This window comes from Chloroflexota bacterium, from assembly GCA_015478725.1.
In the GTDB taxonomy this organism is placed as follows: domain Bacteria; phylum Chloroflexota; class Limnocylindria; order Limnocylindrales; family CSP1-4; genus C-114.
Map to the genome: position 1 here is coordinate 37,128 of JADMIG010000019.1, position 13,928 is coordinate 51,055.

General features: G+C 72.0%; 14 protein-coding genes and 1 tRNA gene. All 15 read left to right on the top strand.

Annotation, left to right across the window (positions count from 1 at the left end):
- The first annotated feature begins 11 nt into the window (after window positions 1-11).
- On the top strand, window positions 12-1,442 hold the full coding sequence (locus IVW53_11460; GenBank protein ID MBF6606187.1) for a UDP-N-acetylmuramoyl-tripeptide--D-alanyl-D-alanine ligase: 1,431 nt from the start codon (window positions 12-14) through the stop codon (window positions 1,440-1,442).
- The gene (locus tag IVW53_11465; protein MBF6606188.1) at window positions 1,439-2,425 is read left to right on the top strand and encodes a phospho-N-acetylmuramoyl-pentapeptide-transferase; all 987 of its coding nucleotides are present in this window, start codon (window positions 1,439-1,441) and stop codon (window positions 2,423-2,425) included. The genes IVW53_11460 and IVW53_11465 overlap by 4 nt, the downstream gene beginning before the upstream one ends.
- Window positions 2,426-2,441: 16 nt before the next feature.
- Window positions 2,442-4,034 (top strand): UDP-N-acetylmuramoyl-L-alanine--D-glutamate ligase, encoded by a 1,593-nt coding sequence (gene murD / locus IVW53_11470; protein MBF6606189.1) that lies wholly within the window; start codon window positions 2,442-2,444, stop codon window positions 4,032-4,034.
- Window positions 4,031-5,296, top strand: coding sequence for a putative lipid II flippase FtsW (gene ftsW / locus IVW53_11475; GenBank protein ID MBF6606190.1), 1,266 nt, complete (start codon window positions 4,031-4,033; stop codon window positions 5,294-5,296). Before murD ends, ftsW begins: the two co-directional genes overlap by 4 nt.
- Window positions 5,202-6,353, top strand: coding sequence for a UDP-N-acetylglucosamine--N-acetylmuramyl-(pentapeptide) pyrophosphoryl-undecaprenol N-acetylglucosamine transferase (locus IVW53_11480; protein ID MBF6606191.1), 1,152 nt, complete (start codon window positions 5,202-5,204; stop codon window positions 6,351-6,353). Before ftsW ends, IVW53_11480 begins: the two co-directional genes overlap by 95 nt.
- Entirely contained in the window at window positions 6,350-7,357 is a 1,008-nt protein-coding gene (murB, locus tag IVW53_11485; GenBank protein ID MBF6606192.1) for a UDP-N-acetylmuramate dehydrogenase, read from the top strand. The genes IVW53_11480 and murB overlap by 4 nt, the downstream gene beginning before the upstream one ends.
- A complete protein-coding gene (locus IVW53_11490) occupies window positions 7,354-8,472 on the top strand; it encodes a D-alanine--D-alanine ligase (GenBank protein MBF6606193.1) in 1,119 nt (372 codons plus the stop codon). The genes murB and IVW53_11490 overlap by 4 nt, the downstream gene beginning before the upstream one ends.
- Window positions 8,469-9,296, top strand: coding sequence for an FtsQ-type POTRA domain-containing protein (locus IVW53_11495; GenBank protein ID MBF6606194.1), 828 nt, complete (start codon window positions 8,469-8,471; stop codon window positions 9,294-9,296). The genes IVW53_11490 and IVW53_11495 overlap by 4 nt, the downstream gene beginning before the upstream one ends.
- Before the next feature lie 111 nt (window positions 9,297-9,407).
- On the top strand, window positions 9,408-9,731 hold the full coding sequence (locus IVW53_11500; protein MBF6606195.1) for a small basic family protein: 324 nt from the start codon (window positions 9,408-9,410) through the stop codon (window positions 9,729-9,731).
- A gap of 22 nt (window positions 9,732-9,753) precedes the next feature.
- Entirely contained in the window at window positions 9,754-10,986 is a 1,233-nt protein-coding gene (gene ftsA, locus IVW53_11505) for a cell division protein FtsA (GenBank protein ID MBF6606196.1), read from the top strand.
- Between the two features lie 158 nt (window positions 10,987-11,144).
- Window positions 11,145-12,380 carry a cell division protein FtsZ gene (gene ftsZ / locus IVW53_11510; GenBank protein ID MBF6606197.1) on the top strand — a complete coding sequence of 412 codons (1,236 nt, stop codon included), beginning with the start codon at window positions 11,145-11,147 and terminating at the stop codon, window positions 12,378-12,380.
- A 77-nt stretch (window positions 12,381-12,457) separates the two neighbouring features.
- Window positions 12,458-13,153 carry a YggS family pyridoxal phosphate-dependent enzyme gene (locus IVW53_11515; GenBank protein ID MBF6606198.1) on the top strand — a complete coding sequence of 232 codons (696 nt, stop codon included), beginning with the start codon at window positions 12,458-12,460 and terminating at the stop codon, window positions 13,151-13,153.
- Window positions 13,150-13,431, top strand: a complete 282-nt coding sequence (locus tag IVW53_11520) for a DUF167 domain-containing protein (protein ID MBF6606199.1) — start codon at window positions 13,150-13,152, stop codon at window positions 13,429-13,431. Before IVW53_11515 ends, IVW53_11520 begins: the two co-directional genes overlap by 4 nt.
- Before the next feature lie 36 nt (window positions 13,432-13,467).
- Window positions 13,468-13,544, top strand: a tRNA-Val gene (locus tag IVW53_11525).
- Window positions 13,545-13,706: 162 nt separating this feature from the next.
- Window positions 13,707-13,877, top strand: a complete 171-nt coding sequence (locus IVW53_11530; protein MBF6606200.1) for a Flp family type IVb pilin — start codon at window positions 13,707-13,709, stop codon at window positions 13,875-13,877.
- The last annotated feature ends 51 nt before the right edge of the window (window positions 13,878-13,928 follow it).

Here is a 13,928-nt window from a genome sequence, read left to right on the forward strand (position 1 = left end):
CACTCCCACCCGTGACCGACGCCCTGCCGCGGTCGTGGAGAGGGGCGACCGAGCCGGCCTTCACCGCCGCCGAGCTCGTCAGCCTGACCGGTGGACGCCTCCTCCGCGCCGGCGCCCGACCGATCCGCCGCGCCGCGGTCGACTCCCGGTCGGTCACCCCGGGCTGCCTGTTCGTGGCCCTGCCCGGCGAGCGGACAGACGGTCACGCCCACGTCGCGGACGCCGCGGCGGCCGGCGCGGCGGCGATCCTCGTCACCCGCCGGCCGGACGACGACGTGCTCGAGCGGCTCGGCGACGTGACGGTCATCGAGGTCCCCGATGGTGTCCGCGCGCTCGGGGCACTCGCCGCCGACTGGCGCGCACGGTTCGCGCCGCTCGTCGTCGGGGTGACCGGGAGCATCGCCAAGACATCCACGAAGGAGGCGATCGCGACGGTCCTCGACCGACGGTTCTCGACCCTCCGCAGCGAGGGCAACCGGAACAACGAGATCGGTTTGCCGCTGACGCTCCTCGACCTGGGCCCCGAGCACGAGGCGGCGGTCCTCGAGATGGGCATGTACGTCGGCGGCGAGATCGCCGACCTGGCGGCCATGGCACGACCGTCGATCGGGGTCGTGACGGCGGTCGAGCCGGTTCACCTGAGCCGGATCGGGACGCTCGAGGCGGTCGAGCGCGCGAAGGGCGAGCTCGTGGAAGCGCTCCCGCCGGACGGCGCGGCGGTCCTCAACGCGGACGACCCGCGGGTCGTCCGGATGGCCGGGCGGACGGTCGCCCGGGCCGTCACCTACGGGTTCTCGGCCGCCGCCGACGTCAGGGCGGAGACCGTCGTGAGCCGGGCCGCGGACGGCATGCGGTTCGTCCTCCGGACCCCGGCGGGGAGCCGGCCGGTCCTCACCGCGGCGCTCGGCCGCCACGGTGTCCACAACGCCCTCGCCGCCGCCGCGGTCGGCCTCGCCGCCGGCGTGGACCTCGACGAGATCGCGGCGGGCCTGGCAGGCGGTTGGTCCGCTCCGCATCGGGATCGCCTCGTGCGGGTGGGGTCGGTGACGATCCTCGACGACAGCTACAACGCCTCGCCGGCGTCGATGACGGCGGCGCTCGACCTCCTCGCGACGCTGCCGGGGAGGCGACGGATCGCCGTCCTCGGCGAGATGCTCGAGCTCGGCGACACCCACGAGGCGGGGCACCGAGCCGTCGGCGCCGTGGCGGCCCGCATCGTCGATCTGCTCGTCGTCGTCGGCGCCGGCGCGACACCCCTCGCCGAGGCCGCCCGCGAGCACCCTCGACTCGCCGGGCGCGTCCTCCAGGCGAGCGACGCGCTCGCCGCACTCGCGCTCCTCCGGCCGCTCCTCGAGGCCGGCGACGTGGTGCTCGTCAAGGGATCCCGCGGGATTGCCCTCGAGGCAATCGTCGATACGCTCGCTGCCGAGGCGGGCGCGTGAGAGGCGGCGTCGTCGAGCTCATCCAGGGCCTGTTCCTCGCCTTCGCCATCGTCGTCATCCTCATGCCGGGCTACATCCGGCTCCTTCGCGCCATCGGGATCGGCAAGCAGATCCGCGAGGAAGGTCCGCACACCCATCTGGTCAAGCAGGGGACCCCCACGATGGGCGGGCTCCTCATCGTCGTCGTCGTCGCCCTCTGCGCGTACTTCCTCGGTGCCCTGGACGCCTCGACGTACTCGCCGGTCGCGACCCTGGTCGGGGTCGGGCTTCTCGGTGCCTTCGACGACTACCTCAACGCGAAGACCGGCAACGGGATCCGGGTTCGCCAGAAGCTGCTCTGGCAGATCGTCGTGGCGATCCTCGCCGCGATCTACATCCAGCGGCACTTCGCGATCACGGACATCCGGGTCCCGTTCGTCGGCGACGTGACGATCGGGCCGTTGCTCTATGTCGTGTTCGCCGCCTTCGCCATCGTCGCCGCGAGCAACGGCGTCAACATCACGGACGGACTCGACGGACTCGCCGGCGGGACGGCGATCTTCGCCTTCGTGGCGTACCTCATCATCGCCCTCCTCAACGTACCCCAGCAGCCGAACCTCGCCCTGCTCTGCGCGATCATCATCGGGGGAACGCTCGGCTTCCTCTGGTTCAACGTCCATCCAGCCCAGATCTTCATGGGGGATTCGGGCGCCCTGTCGCTCGGTGCGACGCTCGCGGTCACCGCCCTCATCACGGGCCAGATCCTCGTGCTGCCCCTGATCGGGATCATCTTCGTCGCGGAGACCGGGTCCGACCTCCTCCAGTTCGCCTATTACCGGGCGACCGGCGGCCGCCGCCTCTTCCGGATGGCGCCGCTGCACCATCACTTCGAGCTCGGCGGCTGGGACGAGGAGAAGATCACCCTCCGGTTCTGGATCGTCTCGATACTCGCCGGGATGCTCGGGGTGACGTTCTTCCTCGCCTCGATCCGGGCGCTGGCGTGAGCGGGCGATGACGACGATGACGAACCTCCGGCCGATCGACCTCGATGCCCTCACCCTCGCCGCGATCGCGGATGGCGCGCTCGACGGCCGTCCGGTCACGGTCCTCGGCGCGGCCCGCAGCGGCCGTGCGCTGGCCCGGTTCCTTGCCGGCATCGGGGCGGCCGTGACGCTCTACGACGGGCGACCAGCGGCGGAGCTCGACCCGGTCGCCGAGGTGCCCGGGCAGCGCGGCGGATCCGTCCGCATCGTCGCCGGGCCGGAGATCGACCCGGCGCGGGTGCTTGCCGGCGCCGCGCTCGTGACGACATCGCCCTCGATCAACCCGGACTTCCCGACGACCGAGCCGCGACTCCGGGCCGCGCTGCGGGCGATGGTCGAGGCTCGCCGAGCGGGCGACGCGATGGCCCCGGCGCTCGTCTCGGAGGCGGATCTGTTCCTGCGGCTCTGTCCGGCGCCGACGATCGGCGTCACCGGGACGAAGGGGAAGACGACGACGTCCTCGCTCGCCGCCGCGATCCTCGCCGCGGATCCCGGCCATCCGGTCGAGGTCGGCGGCAACATCGGGCGCCCGCTCGTCGAGGTCCTGCCGGAGCTCGGCCCCCGCCATCGGGTCGTGATCGAGCTGTCCGAGCTGCAGCTCCCGACCCTCTCCCGTGGCACGACGGTGGCCGTCTACACGAACGTGACCGCCGACCATCTCGACCGTCACGGGACGCTCGAGTCATATCGCCGGGTGAAGCGCCGGCTGGCCGAGCTGGTCGATCCGGACGGCGCACTCATCCTCAATGCCGAGGACCCGGTCGTCACGGCCTACGCCGGGCTCGGCGGCGCGCCGGCCGTCCTCTACCGCACGGCCGCGCCGATGCCGGGCGGGATCGGCCTCGTCGACGGCTGGATCGTCGCCGCCGGCGTCGATCGGCTCCCGATGGCCGGGGGCGGGCCCGCCGCGACCGGACCCGGCGGACGGATCATGCCGATCGACGAGCTCGTCCTTCCCGGTCGGCACAACGCGAGCAATGCGATGGCGGCGATCGCCGTCGGCCTCCTGTTCGGCGTCGCTCCGGATGCGATCCGCCGGGCGGCCGCGGCGTTCCCCGGCGTCGAGCACCGCCTCGAAGCGGTCGGCCGCATCGGCGCCGTCCGCTTCGTCAACGACTCGATGGGCACCCAGCCGGACGCCGTCGTCGCGGCGCTGCGCGCCTTTGCGCGGCCGATCGTCCTCATCGCCGGCGGGCGGGACAAGGAGATCGACCTCGCATCGCTCGCCCCTGTCGTCGCGGAGCGGGCCGTGGCGGCCGTGCTGATCGGCGAGAGCGGGACGCGGCTCGAGCGCCTGTTCCGAACGGCCGGCCTCGAGCGGACGGAGCGAGCCGCATCGCTCGACGAGGCAGTGGACCGAGCCCACGGCCTGGCGCTCGAGGCCCTCGGGACGGCGCCGCGCGGAGCGGTCGCGACGGTCCTCCTCAGCCCGGCCGCCGCATCGTTCGACATGTTCGAGGACTACGCGGCGCGCGGCCGCGCGTTCAAGGCCGTCGTCGCCGCCCGCATCGCTGCCGCCCGCGGCGAGCTCGACGTCGCCGACCGCCCCGACGAGAAGGAGGACCGATGACGATCGCCCGGGCCATCCCCACGCGTCGTCCGCGGACCGGAACGCTGCAACGTGAGCACCATCAACCCGACTACGTGATCCTCGTCGCCGTCTTTGCCCTCGTCGCGATCGGCGTGCTCATGGTCTATTCCTCGTCGGCGATGTCGTCGTACCTGGCGTCGGACGACACGTTCAAGGTCGTCGGCCCGCAGGTCGTGTGGGCCGCGGTCGGGCTGATCGGGCTGCTCGTCGCGAGCCGGATCGACTACCGCTACTGGCGCCTGGTCTCCGTCCCCCTCTATCTCGTGGCCCTCGGACTCCTCATCGTGGTCGTCTTCGTCCCTTCGCTCAACTACGTGGTCGGTGGCTCGGCGCGATTCCTGCGGATCGGTCCGCTGCCGCTCTTCCACCCGGCCGAGTTCGCGAAGCTCGCCCTCGTCATCTACCTCGCCCACTGGTTCGCCCGGCGCGGCGGCAGGGTCCGCGAGTTCTGGCGCGGGACGCTGACGTTCCTCGTCATCGTCGGCCCGATCGTCCTCCTCGTCATCCGCGAGCCGGATCTCGGGACGTCCGCGGTCCTCGCCCTCACGGCGTTCGCGATGTTCTTCGTCGCCGGGGCGAACCTCTTCCATCTCGTCGCGATGGTGTCGGCGGCGACCGTCGGCCTCGGCGCCGTCATCGCGACCCATCCGTACCAGCTCGACCGCATCCGGGCCTTCCTCGACCCGTGGAGCGATCCGGCCGGCGCCGGCTTCCACACGATCCAGGGTCTCATGGCGCTCGCCCTCGGGGGCGTGGTGGGGGCCGGCCTCGGCCAGAGCCGGCTTGCAGGCGGGCTGTTCCTGCCGAACGCCTACAACGACTTCATCTTCGCCATCATCGGCGAGGAGTTCGGGCTCATCGGTGGGGCGATCGTCATCGGCCTCTTCCTCGTCATCGGCTACCAGGGCATCCGGATTGCGCTGAGCGCACCCGACACGTTCGGGGCCCTCCTCGCCGGTGGCATCACCGCCTGGATCTGCATCCAGGCGTTCATCAACATCGGGGTGGTCGTCGTGCTCGTGCCCGTCACGGGCATCACCCTGCCGTTCGTCAGTGCCGGCGGGTCGTCGCTCGCCATCACCCTGGCGGCCGTCGGGATCCTCCTGTCGGTCTCGCGGGAGACGGTGGAGAAGGGGACATGGAACGATGCGTCTGCTGATCGCGGGCGGGGGAACGGGCGGGCACATCTACCCGGCCCTGGCCGTCGCTCGATCGCTCCGCGCTCGACCCGACCCGCCTGACCTCGTCTGGGTCGGCGGCCATCGCGGGCTTGAGGCGAACCTCGTCGCGGAGGCGGGGATCCCGCTCGAGCGTCTCGCGCTCCGTTCGCTCCGCACGGTCGAACGGGACATGCACCTCGTCCTCGATCCGGTCCGTCTCGGGCTGTCCGTCCCGCAGGCCGCGGCCATCCTGCTTCGGGAGCGGCCGGCGGCGATCTTCACGACGGGCGGATACGTCGCGATCCCCGTCCTCCTCGCGGCGGCGCCGCTCCGGATCCCCGTCGTGATGTGGGAGGGGAACGTGGTCCCCGGGCGGAGCGTCCGGGCGACCGCCCGCCTCGCCCGGGTGCTCGCGGTCAGCTTCGCGGCGACGGCTGCGGCGCTCCGGTCACCGGCGCCGTGCTATGTCACCGGGACGCCGATCCGCGACATCCGCGGCGTCGATCCGGGGGCGGCCCGGACCGGGTTCGGCGTGCCGCCGGGAGCGCGGGTCCTCCTCGTCTTCGGCGGCTCACAGGCCGTGCTGCGGTTCAATGCCGCCGTCGCCGCCGCGCTGCCGGCGCTCGTCGAACGGATGTACGTCATCCACGTCACCGGGGAGGACGGCTATGCCGGCGCCCTCGACGGGCGAGAGCGGCTCCCGCTGGAGCGTCGCGCACGGTACCTTCCGTATCCGTTCCTTCGCGAGCAGATGCTGCCCGCCCTCGCGGCCGCCGACCTCATCGTGGGCCGCGCCGGCTCATCGACCCTCGCCGAGGTCGTCGCACTCGGGACTCCGATGGTGGTCGTCCCGTACCCCCATGCCGCGGGGCACCAGCGCGCCAATGCCCGGGTCCTCGTCGAGGCCGGCGCGGCCCGGCTCGTCGAGGACGAGGCGTTCGATGCGGCAGCGCTCATCGACGCGGCGGGCATTCTCGCCGACCCGGCGACTCACGTCCGGATGGCGGCGGCGGCGAGGGCGCTGGGACGGCCCGGGGCCGCCGAAGCGGTGGGCACGCTCCTCCTCGCAGTCGCCCGCCGCGCACCGCTCCCGGATGCGGCGACGATCGAGCGGATCGCCCGGGCGGGTGTAGCGTGACGGGCACGACCTTCGATCCGCTCGCCGTGGGTTCGGAGATCCAGCGCCGGCTCGGCGTCAAGACGTCGCGAGACGAACCGCTGGCGCGCTTCACGACGATGCGCGTCGGCGGTCCGGCGGACCTCTTCGCGGTCGCCCACAACGCGTTCGAGCTCCGCGGACTCGTGAAATTCGCCCGGAACCGAGGCATCGAGCACACGGTCCTCGGTCGCGGGAGCGACGTCGTCATCGCCGACGCCGGGATCCGTGGTCTCGTGATCCAGGTCCGGGCGGAGGGCGTACAGGTCGCGGACGGGCGGCTCGTCGCGGAGGCCGGCGTGCCCATGGCGCGTGCCGCGACGGTCACCGCGGACGCCGGGCTGTCCGGTCTCGAATTCGGCCTCGCCATCCCGGGCACGGTCGGTGGCGCCGTCTGGGCCAACGCCGGCGCCCATGGCACGGACATGGGGGGCGTCGTCGAGTCGGCGACCGTCCTGCTCGCGGACGGGACCGAACGACGACTCGCGGCGGACGAGCTCGCCCTCGGCTACCGGACGAGCCGGTTCAAGGATCGCGACCGGCGGTCGGACGTGACGGGCGGGTCGATCGCACCCGCCCCGGTCGGAGCCGACGAACTCGTCGTCGCCGCGACGTTCGCCCTCGAGCCGGCCGACCAGGCGACCATCCGGACCCGGCTCGACGAGATCCGTCGCTGGCGGCAGGCGCACCAGCCGCTCGGGATCCCGAGCGCCGGCTCGGTGTTCCGGAACCCGTCGGGCGGTCCGAGCGCCGGCGCGCTCATCGACGGCGCCGGTCTCAAGGGCGCGACCGAGGGCGGCGCGACGGTGAGCCCGAAACATGCGAACTTCATCGTCAACGACCGGCGGGGCAGTGCGGCGGACGTCCGGCGTCTCGCCGACCGCGTCCGGGCCGAGGTGGAGGGGCAGACGGGCGTGCGACTCGAATTCGAGATCGCCTTCATCGGCGCGTGGGGGGACTGGTCGTCCGAGGGAGGGTCGGAGTGACCGCCGCCGACCGCCCGATCGTCGTCCTCCTCGGCGGTCCCTCGGCGGAGCACGACGTCTCGATCGTCTCCGGGCACGCTGTCGCCGATGCGCTCGAGGGCCGCCACCGGGTCGAGCGGGTCCTCATCGACCTCGATGGCGGGTGGTGGTGGCTGCCGCCCGATCATCGCCGCGCCGATCGACCGGCGGCGGCGTACGACGATCCGGCCGCGCTCGGGGCGGACGGCCCGCGCTCGGCCGGGGCCGCGATCGACCGGATCGCGGCGGCGGAGCCGGCGCCCGTCGTCTTCATCGCGCTCCACGGTCCGTTCGGCGAGGATGGTACGGTCCAGGCGCTCCTCGAGGCGGGGGGCGTGGCGTACACGGGCTCCGGCGTCGCCGCGTCGGCGATCGGGATGGACAAGGCGATCTTCAAGCGCCTCATCCGCGGCCTCGGCCTCCCGCTCGTCGACTGGCGGGAGATCCCGGCCGCGCGCTGGCACGACGATCCGACGGCCGTCCTCGCCGAGCTCGAGGCGTTCGCCCTCGGGATCGACGATCCGCGCCTCATGATCAAGCCGGCCCGCCTCGGCTCGAGTGTCGGGATGACCCTCGCTCACGGCCCGGACGAGCGCGGCCCGGCCCTCGAGACCGCGTTCCGCTACGACACGCTCGCGCTCGCCGAGGCGTACGTCGCCGGCGCCCGCGACCTCGAGGTGAGCGTCATCGGCGACGCCGCCGCCGGGCTCCGGCTGTATGGCCCGGGTGAGATCATCGCCGGCCACGAGTTCTACGACTACGCCTCGAAGTACACGGCCGGCCTGTCGGAGACGTCCCTCCGCGCGGAGCTCCCGGCCGCCACGCGGGCGACGGTCCTCAAGCTCGCCCGCGATGCGTACCGGGCGATCGGCGCCGAGGGATTCGCCCGGGTCGACTTCCTGCTCGCCGGCGACACGCTCGTCGTGAGTGAGATCAACACGATCCCGGGCTTCACGCCCATCAGCCTCTTCCCCACGCTTCCGGCCGAGGGCGGGCTCGATTTCGCGGCCGTCTGCGAACGGGTCGTCGAGCTCGCGGTCGAGCGGCACGATCGCCGACCCTCGCGCCGTCTCGCCGCGGACGATCTTCCGCGATGAGACGGCCGGCCGGCCGGCGGACCGCAGGCTCGCCGAGGCGCAGCCGGATCCGGCGCGCATCGGCCGGCTTCTCGCCGCTCCGCGCCGGTGCGCTCCTCGTCATGCTCCTCTGCATCGGGGCGATCTACGGCGTCGCCGCGACGTCCGTCTTCGGCTATGTCGGGATGACCCTCGACGGAGCCCGCTTCACCTCCGAGACCGCGATCTCGGATGCGCTCCGGGTGGACCACGGAACGAACGTCGTCACGCTCCGCACGGACGCCCTGGCGGCCGCGATCCGAACCCTGCCGACCGTCCGCGACGCGACCGTGTCCGTGGCGCTGCCGGGCACGCTCCTGGTCCACCTCGCCGAACGCGAGCCGATCTTCATCTGGACGACCGCGAGCGGTCGTTTCCTCGTCGATCGCGACGGCGTCCTCTTCGCGTCCGCGGACGCCGCGCCGGCCTCCGCGACGGCCGGCCTGCGGTCCGTCACCGATGCCCGATCGACCGCCGCGGTCCTCGCCGTCGGGGCGAGCCTGGATCCCGTCGTCCTCGACGCCGCGAGGCGCCTCGGGTCGCTCACCCCGGCGGACGTCGGGAGCGCGGCGCCATCCCTCGCTCTCACCATCGACGACACCGATGGGTTCGTCCTGAGCAGCGGTCCGACGGGCTGGTCGGCCACGTTCGGGTTCTATACCCCCACCCTCCGGACCCCCGACATCATCCCCGGGCAGGTGCGGTTCCTGCGGAGCCTGCTCCGCCGGATCGCGGAGTCGAGGATCGCGAGGATCGTGCTCGCCGATCCCACGAGCGGCACGTACACCCTGAAGAACGGCCAGTGAATCGCCATCGCGGCATCCGCGAGCCGGGTCGTCCGTGCGGATCTCGGGTTGCCGCGCCTCCGCTGCGTCGGGTAGCCTTGGCGAAACCCCATCGTTCGAGGACGATCACCCGTGTTGCTCCCCCTGGCAGGCCTCGTCGCCGGCGTCCTGCTGGGGCTCGTCCTCAAAGTCAATGTCAGCTTCGAGTTCGCCCGCTACAGCGCGGTGGCGATCGTGGTCGCACTCGATTCGGTCCTCGGCTCGGTGCGGGCGGAACTCGACGGCGTCTACGACAATCGGATCTTCATCAGCGGCTTCGTGACGAACGTGGTCATCGCCGTGATCCTCACCTTCATCGGCGACCGGCTGGGCGTGGATCTCTACCTCGTGGCCCTCATCACGTTCGGGCCGCGGATCTTCAATAACGTGGCGCTCATCAGGCGTCACTTCCTCTAGACAGGAACGAGGCGGCACGGGAGTGGAACGAGAAGCGATCCTCGTCGGGGTCGATGTCGGGACGAGCAAGGTGACCGCGCTCATCGGCGAGGTCCACCGCGACGGGAGCCTGACGATCATCGGCAAGGGGCTCATGCCGGTCACCGGCATCAAGCGCGGCCAGGTCGTCAACATCGACCAGACCGTCCACGCGATCAGCGGCGCCGTCGAGCAGGCGGAACGGCTGTCGGGGATGAAGATCGACCGGGCGTTCGTCTCGGTCGGCGGGCAGCACGTCGAGAGCCAGAACTCGCCGGGCACGGTGGCCGTCAGCGGCCACGACCGCGAGGTCACTCGCGAGGACGTGAACCGTGCGACCGAAGTCGCCCGGGCCGTGCAGATCCCGTCGAATCGCGAGGTCCTCCACGTCATCCCCCGCGACTTCAGTGTCGACGACCAGGAGGGAGTGAAGGACCCGGTCGGGATGAGCGCCATCCGTCTCGGCGTCGAGGTCCACATCGTCACCGCCTCGGCGACCGCCGTCCAGAACCTCACCAAATGCGTCGTCGCGAGCGGCGTCAAGATCGACGAGCTCGTCGCGGGCTCGTACGCCTCGGCCGAGACGGTCGCCCTGGAGACCGAGCGCGAGCTTGGCGTAGCGGTCGCCGACATCGGTGCCGGGACGATCGACCTCGCCCTCTTCACCGATGGAGCGCCGCTCTACTGCGCGGTTCTCCCGGTCGGCGGCAACAACGTGACGAACGACATCGCGATCGGCCTCAAGACGAGCCTCCAGGTCGCCGAGGAGCTGAAGGTCCATCACGGGACGTGCGACCTGCGCATGATCGATCCGGACGAGCGGATCAGTGTCTCGGTCCTCGGCGAGGACGCCGGCCGGGAGGTGAGCCGCCTCGAGGTGTGCCAGATCATCGAGGCCCGCATGCGCGAGACCTTCGAGCTCGTCCGCGATCAGCTCCGGCGGTCCGGCCACGGGATGCTCCCGGCGGGGATCGTCCTCACCGGCGGCGGCGCGCAGCTCGGCGGGGTCGCGGAGCTCGGTCGGGAGGTCCTCCAGATGACGGTCCGGATCGCGGCGCCGACGGGGATCGAGGGGCTCGTGGACGGGCTCCTCACGCCGGCCAGCTCCAACGCGGTCGGGCTCCTCCTCTGGGGCGCCCGCCAGCTCACGGCGGGTGAGCCGATGCGGTACGAGTCGGCCCCCGCACTCGGCGGACTCGGGCGCATCCGCGACGCGCTGCGGAGCATCTTCCCGTAAGGTCCGCGGCGCGGCGAACCGGGACGCCCCGAGTGGGGACGGCGGCGGTATACTCCCCGGACGCTCCGCCGACGCGAGGCCGTCGAGGGGTCACCACTGCGACCATCCGCGCCACCTGACGCGATCCATCACCGGCACGAGCACCGGAGGAGACGGCGATGCCGCTGCGGTCCGACTCAGAGAACTTCGCGCTCATCCGTGTCATCGGTGTCGGCGGGGGCGGGAGCAACGCCGTCAACCGGATGATCCGGGCCGAGATGATGGGCGTCGAGTTCATCGCCTGCAACACGGATGCCCAGGCCCTCCTGCAGAGCGACGCCCCGCACAAGATCCGGATCGGCGACAAGCTCACCCGTGGCCTCGGCGCCGGCGGGGACGCGGCGATCGGTCAGCGCGCGGCGGAAGAGGACGCAGACAAGATCGCCGAGGCGCTCGCCGGGTCGGACATGGTGTTCATCACCGCCGGCATGGGCGGCGGCACCGGCTCCGGCGCCGCTCCGGTCATCGCCGAGATCGCCAAGGAGGCCGGAGCCCTCACGATCGGCGTCGTGACCAAGCCGTTCGGCTTCGAGGGCCAGCGTCGGAAGATCATCGCCGAGAAGACCTCGGAAGATCTCAAGGCGAAGGTCGACACGCTCATCACGATCCCGAACGACCGGCTGCGCGACGTCGTCCAGAAGAACACGAGCATCCTCGATGCGTTCCGGGTCGTGGACGACGTGCTCCGCCAGGGTGTCCAGGGGATCAGCGACATCATCACCGTCCCTGGGCTCATCAACCTCGACTTCGCGGACGTCCGGACGGTGATGAGGGACGCCGGGTCGGCGCTCATGGGCATCGGCCGGGCGTCGGGCGACAACCGGGCGGTCGAGGCGGCCCGCCAGGCGATCGCGAGCCCCCTCCTCGAGGTGAACATCAACGGCGCCCAGGGGATCCTCTTCAACATCACCGGCTCCTCCAACCTCACCCTGTTCGAGGTGACGGAGGCGGCCGAGGAGATCCGAGCGGCGGCCGATCCCGAGGCGAACATCATCTTCGGCACGAGCTTCAATGAACGGCTCGGCGAGGAGGTCCAGATCACCGTCATCGCGACCGGCTTCGATGGCCGCCGCCGGGCGCCCAGCCGGCACGAGGGCGCTGCCGCCGGCCACGGGACAGAGGCGACGACGTCGGGCCGGCCGACCCGCGACCGCGACTTCCTCGAGGAGCTCGAGCGCCAGCGACTCGCCTCGTCGGACGACGCGACGTCGTCGCGTGAGCGGGACGAGCGACCCTCCGCCGCCGTCCCGAGCCGCGCGGACCGCTCCGTCGGCGACGCCGCGCCGGCGCCGCGTCGCGCGGCCTACGACGCGGACGAGCTCGACATCCCGAGCTTCCTCCGCCGCTCGAAGTGACCGGGGCCGGCGCGAGCCGGCCGCAGAGCGAGTTCGAGGCCGAGGTCGCGGGGTTCTCCGCGGCCAGGGCGGCCGTCATGGACCGCATCGTCGCCGCATGCGGGCGCGCGGGACGCGATCCCGCCACGGTCCGCCTCGTCGCGATCTCGAAGACCGTGGCAGCCGAGCGCATCCGGGCGGCGGTCGCGGCAGGTCAGGCGGACTTCGGGGAGAACCGGGTGCAAGAGGCGGAGGCGAAGCGTCCGCTCGTCGGAGCGGGGGAGTGGCACCTCGTCGGACCCCTCCAGGCGAACAAGGCGCGCCGCGCGGTCGAGACGTTCGAGGTCATCGAGTCGGTCGACTCGGTCGACTTGGCGCGGCGGCTCGACCGGCTCGTCCGGGACGTCCGCGGCCTCGCGCCGGATGGCCCGACGGCACCGGATCGTCGGCTGCCGGTGCTCCTCCAGGTGAACGTCGATGCCGACCGGGCCAAGGCCGGCTTCCTGCCGTCGGCCCTCGAGGCGGCGCTCGGCGAGCTCACCGCCTTTGGGGCGCTTCGAGTCGACGGGCTCATGACGATCGGCCGACTCGCCGCCGACCCGCAGGATGCCCGCTCCACGTTCGTCGGGCTCCACGAGATCGGCGCGCGGCTCCGGGCGCGGACGACCGCCATCGGCGCGGAGCTCTCGATGGGGATGAGCGACGACTACCCGATCGCGGTCGAGGAAGGGGCGACGATCGTCCGGGTCGGCCGCGCCCTCTTCGGTGAACGGGTCGGACAGCGGCCGCGATGAGCGGCGCGGTGCGATTCGCGGTCCGGCTGACGCCCCGCGGCGGGAGAGATGCGATCGACGGCGTCATCGACGGCGTGCTCAGGGCCAGGGTCGCAGCGGCACCGGCCGACGGTGCGGCGAACGAGGCGTTCCTCCGGCTCATCGCCCGCGAGCTCGGGGTGCCTCGTGCCACGGTGTCCCTCATCGCCGGTGCGACCGGGCGGCGCAAGCTCGTGGCCGTCGACGGGCTTGAGCCGGCGTCGCTGCTCGCCCGCTGGCCGGACCTCGGGGTATCATGACCGGACCCCGTCGGTCCAGCGCGACACGGCGGCCCCGGGCGATTGGCTCAGTCGGTTAGAGCGCGCGGTTCACATCCGCGAGGTCACTGGTTCGAATCCAGTATCGCCCACCACAGCGATCTCGACCCGCCCACATGGACCCCGCGGTCGCCCGGACGCACCGCGTTCGGGCCCGCGGACCTTGACAGCCGGCGGATCCATTCCTACGGTGACGCGGCCCTCGATGGTCGGGGGAACAGCGGGGGAATCTGTGAGGAAAGGAGGTAACGAACCGAATGGCATTCTTCAACGCACTCATCGCATCCTTCCATCGTGACGAGGAAGGCCAGGGTCTCGCCGAGTACGCACTCATCCTCGCGCTCATCGCGGTCATCGCGATCATCGCCCTCATCTTCCTCGGCGGCCAGGTCAAGACGATCCTCAGCAACGTCGGCAAGTCCATCTAGTGCGCCGTCTCAAGAATGGCTCGACAACGCCCGACCTTGGCCAGGATCGCC